5 protein-coding genes are annotated in these 6,028 nt (G+C 71.3%); all 5 read left to right on the forward strand.

Features of this window, described 5'->3' with window-relative positions; all coding sequences use genetic code 11:
- Positions 1-108 precede the first annotated feature (108 nt).
- Positions 109-405 carry a hypothetical protein gene (locus ACFCZN_RS18910; RefSeq protein ID WP_430557772.1) on the forward strand — a complete coding sequence of 99 codons (297 nt, stop codon included), beginning with the start codon at positions 109-111 and terminating at the stop codon, positions 403-405.
- A gap of 369 nt (positions 406-774) precedes the next feature.
- The gene (locus ACFCZN_RS18915; protein ID WP_430557773.1) at positions 775-2,502 is read left to right on the forward strand and encodes a helix-turn-helix domain-containing protein; all 1,728 of its coding nucleotides are present in this window, start codon (positions 775-777) and stop codon (positions 2,500-2,502) included.
- 335 nt (positions 2,503-2,837) lie between these two features.
- Positions 2,838-3,725 carry a ParA family protein gene (locus ACFCZN_RS18920; protein ID WP_430557774.1) on the forward strand — a complete coding sequence of 296 codons (888 nt, stop codon included), beginning with the start codon at positions 2,838-2,840 and terminating at the stop codon, positions 3,723-3,725.
- 245 nt (positions 3,726-3,970) lie between these two features.
- The gene (locus tag ACFCZN_RS18925) at positions 3,971-4,207 is read left to right on the forward strand and encodes a hypothetical protein (protein WP_430557775.1); all 237 of its coding nucleotides are present in this window, start codon (positions 3,971-3,973) and stop codon (positions 4,205-4,207) included.
- Positions 4,208-4,838: 631 nt separating this feature from the next.
- On the forward strand, positions 4,839-5,852 hold the full coding sequence (locus tag ACFCZN_RS18930; RefSeq protein WP_430557776.1) for a DUF4192 family protein: 1,014 nt from the start codon (positions 4,839-4,841) through the stop codon (positions 5,850-5,852).
- Positions 5,853-6,028: the final 176 nt, after the last annotated feature.

Here is a 6,028-nt window from a genome sequence, read left to right on the forward strand (position 1 = left end):
CCTCGGTCATCATTCCCGCCCGACATGCCGCGTCGTCGCTGGTCAACTACCGCGACACGCCGCCCGATGTCGGGCGCTTCTGCTTGTGCTAGCGCTACGGTCGGCGGCATGGCCACGACCAAGAGCAAGCGGGCTAGGAGGGCGTGGGGGTCGGTCGATCCCGAGACGACGTCCGTCTTGTACGCGCGCGTCCCGGATGACGCGAAGGCGGTCTACGACTCGATCGCCGACGCGACGGGCGTCTCGCTCGCCGTGGTCCTGACGGAGATCAGCAAGCACCTCGAGCTCGACGAGCAGGGACGCCCGGTGTGGTGGCCCAGCGCCGACCAGGGCGACGCCGCGCAGGGTGTCTTCGAGATTCCGCACACCCAGGGACAGGAGGGGTTCGCTCGCAGAAGCGCCTAACCCCATAACGCAGAGCGGCCCGGCCCCCGAGGGGGCCGGGCCGGAGTCCGAAGCCCTTCACCCTCAAGCTTGCCGGCGCGGAGGTGATGGGTCCGGTTCGACGCACTCTCGTGCGTCTTTCGTCTGGAGACCACCATACCTGCATCAGCCGACAGGCACCCACAAGAACTTGGCGACACGCCGAGCGAGGCGCACCCCGAGGCGGGGTCGCCGGCCGAGCAGTGGGCCGCGACGGCGCGGCTCCTGGCGGGCCGTGAGCGCGTCCGGGTCGGTGTTCGCGGCCGCCGTGGCGGTCAGTTCACGGTCGAGTACCCCACTCGTGGCGAGCGGCCACTGACCAAGCTTCTTCCTCGCTCCGGGCCTGCCGCGGTGCTCGTGTATGGGCTGGACGGCACCTGCCGCGCCCTGTGTCTGGACCTCGATGTCGCCGGCAACGACGTCGACGCCACGGCGGCCGAGGCCGCCGACCTCGAACACTGGCTTGTCGAGTGTGGTGCCCGCGTCGTGACCGACGTCGGCCCCACGGGCGGGCGCCATGTGTACGTGCCGCTGGCCGACCGCCTCGCGTTCGACGTCGCGCGCGAGCTCGTCGAGGCCCTGGCGCTGCTCTTCCCGTGCCTGGACCCTTCCCCGCACCGATCGGTGCGCTCCGGCTGCATCCGAACCCCGGGCGCCCTGCACAAGACCTGGGGGCACCAGCAGCTCACGATGTCCCTCAGCGCCGCGTACGACGTCCTGCAGCGCCCGAACGGCGCCGACGTCGTCGAGGCCATCCGGGTGCGGCTGCGCCCGCAGATCGCCGCATGGCGCGCCCGCGCCACTCCCCCGGACGGCCGCCTGGAGCTCGCCGGCGGCGTCGACGTCGACGACCAGGCCCCCGCCGAGCCCGCAGGCCGGGCCGGCGAGGTTCGCGGTGCCGTGCTGCGCATCGCCCGCGAGGGGATCTACGACGTCGCGCGCTACCCCACCCCGTCCGAGGCCCGCGCCGCGGTGATGGCGGCCGCCGCCCGCGCCGGCTGGCGCCTGGTCGACGTCGTCGCCCGCATCGAGGACGGCCGCTGGGCCGGCCTGGCCGCGCTCTACGCACACCACTCCCCCGGCTCCCAGCGCCACCGCATCACCCGCGACTGGTCCGCCGCGGCCGCGCTCGTCGCCCGCACCCAGAAGACGAACCCGCAGGCCAGAACCCACCGAGCACCCGAGAACGACACTGTCCGCAGATCGAACACAAGCCCCCCAGAGTCACACGGGGGGGACACCCCCCGGCCTGCAGCGGATCCCACGACGGTCGACGAGCACGGCTTCATCCGGACCTGGCGCTCCGCCTTGCGGACCACCGAGCAGCACCGGTTCCCTGGCAGGTCCGGATACGCGGTGAGGTTCGTGCTGCGGGCCCTCGGAGGCTTCGCGCACTCCACTGGCTCGCGGTACGTCGCGGTCGGCACCCGCTCCCTGGCGATCGCGGCCGGCATGGAGCACTCCACCGTCTCCCTCGCACTGAAGGCTGCCGCGGCCGCCGGGTGGTGCGACCGCATCGAAGTCGCCCACGGCGAACACGCCGACCTGTACGCCCTCACCATCCCCGCAGACCTCGCGGACCGGGCCGACGAGCTGCGCTGGGACGCCGGCAAGCTCCACGCCCTCAGGCCGGCGTTCCGCGCGCTCGGGCACGTCGCAGCCCTCACCTTCGAGGCACTGGAGGCCGGCCGCGCCCGCTCGGTCCTCGAGGCCGCACGAACCACCGGGATCAGCCGCTCGGCCGTGCACGAGGCCGTCGACGCGCTGGCCGCATGGGGACTCGTCTCCCGTGACGACGCTGGCCATCTCGTTGCGCACCCAGACAGGCTTCTCGCGGCCGCCGAGCTGCTCGGCGCCGTCGACGTCGTTGCCGCACAGATCCGCACCTACGCCCGCCACCGCATCGCCTGGCGCGCCTACCTCCACCGCCACGACCCCGAGGCCCAGCCCGGCGACGTCGACCACTCCCCCGACCCCGCCGACCTCGCCTGGCTCGACACCGCCGGCTGGTGGCTACCACCGGACGACGCAAGAGGTTCGGACTGGACAGTCGCCGACGCGCTGGCCAAGGGCGCTTGAGTCGCCACCCCCCAGCGTGTGCCGCGACGTCCCTACAGCTCCTGGCAGCACGGGCCGCTGCGGTGCGCCACTCGCGCCCTCCGGCTTTCCAGACGGACGGATTGGAAGACTTGTAACACTTGCATTGCAAGTATGGCGCGCCCTGCCAGGGCCGGGCTCGGCGCGCCACACCAAAACAACAGTTCGCTTCCAAGCAACACAAGGAACACAACACAAGCATTGAACGCAATGCTTGTGTTACTTTGGTTCCCTACCGAGTCCGTCTCGCCTTTCGGCGTGGCGCCTGGAAGCTAAGTCTTGCAATGCAAGCATTAACAGTGGGAGGTGTGTACCGGATGACAGTGATCCTGACCGTCGCAAACAACAAGGGTGGCGTCGCGAAGAGCACGACGACCGTGCAGACCGCAGCGGCACTGGCGCGCGCGGGGATGAGAGTCGCAGTCGTGGATTCCGACCCCCAGGGCAACGCGACGCGGCGCCTCGGGATCGAGTGGGATCCGGCGAACCCCATCCCGAGTCTGTCAGAGGCGATTTCGGCAGGGGTCGAGGGCGCCGCAGCCGGAGCGCTCATCGGGTGCGGTTGGGTCGACGAGAGCGGAAACCCCACGCGCGAGGCTGAGCAGATCGACGTGGTGCCGGCGCGATTCGACCTGATCAACCGCGAAGCTGAGGCGGGAACGGTCGGGGCGGTGCGCCGACTGAAGAAGGCACTGGCGGGGTGGAGCGACGACTACGACGTCGTTCTGATCGATTCCCGGCCCGACCTGGGGCACCTCGTTCAGATGGCCTTCGCAGCGTCGGACGCCGTCATCATCGCGACCGACCTGGGCTACGACGGGCCCGAGGGGGCGATTCGTGTCGCAGATTTCGTCGCCGCGCACGCCGAGGACCTGGGGAACCCGGGCCTGCACGTCGGGGGAGTGGTCGTGACGCGAAAGCGGAACACGGCCGAGCATGCTTTCCAGCTCGAAGGGCTCGTCGAACGGTTCGGAGAACTGGTCTGGGACCTGCGGACTACCAAGACGATCCCCGGGAACGTTGAGGTCGAGCTCACCCCCGCCCACATCCCTGAATGGATCCGGTTCAGCGAAGCTGACTCTGCCGCGGTGTCCCTGAGCGCATGGGGCGACGAGCGCGGCAGGACGACCGCCGGTCTGTACGACCAAGTCGCCGCGCACATCATCAGGACCTTCCTGCCGCAGGCTGAGGCGGTGACGGCATGACTGCCCCCCAGAGGCGGCGTCCTGGTGGGGCGAGCCAGATTTCCCTTACGCCGCGCGTTGAGGCGATCCGGACCCCAGGCACACCCGAGACGGCGCCGGCGTCCGAACGGGACGCAGTGGACTCCGGACCGTTGACCTCACAGCCGACCGCAGACGTCAACCGAGAGTCGGCTCAGCCCGCCGCGCCCAGGCAGCGAGCCGAGAGGAAGCCGGCGGGCAAACCTGAACGTCCGGTGCCGCCGGCCGTGCGCGGGCTGAAGATCGCTCGCACGTTCCAGATCCGGGAAGAGCTCGTACGGCAAGCGGAGACGGCCGTGCTGCGGACCGCCGGCTATGACGGCGGGCATGTCTCGATGACGGCGCTCGTGAACGAAGCGCTCCGGCGCGAGCTCGAGCGACTCGCAGAGGAGTTCAACAGCGGCGAGGAGTTCCCGCAGAACGCCAGCGGCCAGTTCCGGACTGGGCGGCCGATCGGAACGTGAGACTGCGCGAAGGCAACTAATGCAAGCCTTCACGGGATGGACGCCTCGCACGCCCGAGGTGTGAACGGCAGAAGGGAGAACGGCAGATGAGCAGCATTGAGCAGGTCCTCGGCGACCACGTCCTCGACATCGCGTGGACCAACCCGGTCGAGCTGTGCTGGAGCAGCGAGACCGACTGACACCCAAGCCCGACGAGGCCCCGGAGCCGATCGCTTCGGGGCCTCGTCATGCCCGGGCGGTCCAGCTCGAGCGATGGCCGGGGTGCGTTGCCGGCCGGCGGGGGAGCGGCGCGAACCGATGCCGACCTTCGGCCGGCGCCGAACGGCGGCCGCTACGCGGCCCTGTCGTTCCGCGCTGACGCGCGGAAGAGCGTTGTTGCCCTCTCCTGGCTCTCCATGATCGCCCGCGCGACCCTCCGCGCAAGCCCCGCGGCTACGCCGCCGGCATTCCCCCGGAACTTCTCGGACGCGCTCGCAAGCTCGCTTGATTCGCCCGAGAACTTCCTCCTCCTGCCGGTCCCGGGGCTTGCACTCCAGGCCGCTTATGCGGGCGGTCATTACGGCGCCAGGAGAGGGCGAAAAAACGGTCGGCGGCAGGCGGACCACCCTCGGCACTGGCGGAAGGGTCACCGATGTTCCCCACCTCTGAACTGCGGGCAAAGAGCCTCGCGGACGTGCTGGCCGCTATCGCGCTCACGGTCGGCTTCCGGCCCGTGAACAGCGTTGTCGTCGGGGCGCTGCGACCGTCGGGCTCGCTCGGCATGGTCGCGAGCCTCGACCTCGACAGCGTCACGCCGGAGTCTGCCGACCTGATCGCGGTGCACGCCGCGAACGACCGGGCCGACCGCGCCCTGGTCATCGTCTACGGCGAGGACCAGGCCCTCGCCGCCGACGTCGTCGGCGCAATGACGTGCGCGCTGCACGGACAGGCCGTCGATGTCGCGCAGGCCGCGCACGTCGACCAGACCACCTACCGGGACCTGCTGGTCGACGACGCACCGGCCCGGCCCCTGGCCGACATCGAGACGAGCGCGGTCGCGGCCCACGCCGTCGCGATGGGCCGCAACCTCAACGCGACCCGGGCCGACCTGCTGCCCCGGCCCGCCGCGCGGGCCGCGCGGGCCGAGGCCAGCAACGCCTACGCGGACCAGGCCACCGAGGCGGACCAGACGGCCCACGCCGTCGCCACCTGGCGGCTCATCCTGGCCGGGATGCTCGACGGGCCGGAGATCTACGGCGAGATGGCCGCCCGCCTCACCAACACCCGCGTGCGTGACGCGGTGCTGCTGTCGATGGTCCCGGAGGTCACGCCCGAGGTCGTGAACGCGACCGCCGAGGGCCGCGAGGACGGCGCCGCCGTGGCCCGGGCCATCGCCGCAATCGTGGACCCGGACCGGGCCCACGAGCCGGGCCACGCGGCCCACGACGGGGCCGACGCCCTGGCCCAGATCGTCGCGCACGTCCCCGACAACGCGCCCGCGTGGACCCTGTGGGCGCTGCTGGCCTGGTGGACCGGCAACGGTCTCGCGGCCCAGGACGCCCTGGACCACGCGGGCCAGGGCTACCGGCTCGCGGAACTGCTGCGGCAGGCCCTGGCCCAGGGCATCCCGCCGGGCTGGGTCCGCAAGCACCGCGCCGGTCTCTGACCGGTAGAGGTGGGCCGGGGCCGAACAGGCACCGGCCCACCTCTCGGGTCGCGGTCGCGTGATGGCCTGGCCCGGCCCATCGAGGGCCGGGCCAGGCCAGGGGGGGGGGGGGGGGGAGGAAGAACAAATACCCCACCCCCCCACCCCCCACACCCAACACAACACAACAACAAAAA

The sequence above is a fragment of the Isoptericola sp. NPDC056134 genome (assembly GCF_042264825.1).
Lineage (GTDB): Bacteria > Actinomycetota > Actinomycetes > Actinomycetales > Cellulomonadaceae > Isoptericola > Isoptericola nanjingensis.

Bases quoted from the DNA above. Each gene is read 5' to 3' on its own strand.
- ACFCZN_RS18910 (WP_430557772.1), top strand. From the start codon at position 109: ATGGCCACGACCAAGAGCAAGCGGGCTAGGAGGGCGTGGGGGTCGGTC.
- ACFCZN_RS18920 (WP_430557774.1), top strand. From the start codon at position 2,838: ATGACAGTGATCCTGACCGTCGCAAACAACAAGGGTGGCGTCGCGAAG.
- ACFCZN_RS18930 (WP_430557776.1), top strand. From the start codon at position 4,839: ATGTTCCCCACCTCTGAACTGCGGGCAAAGAGCCTCGCGGACGTGCTG.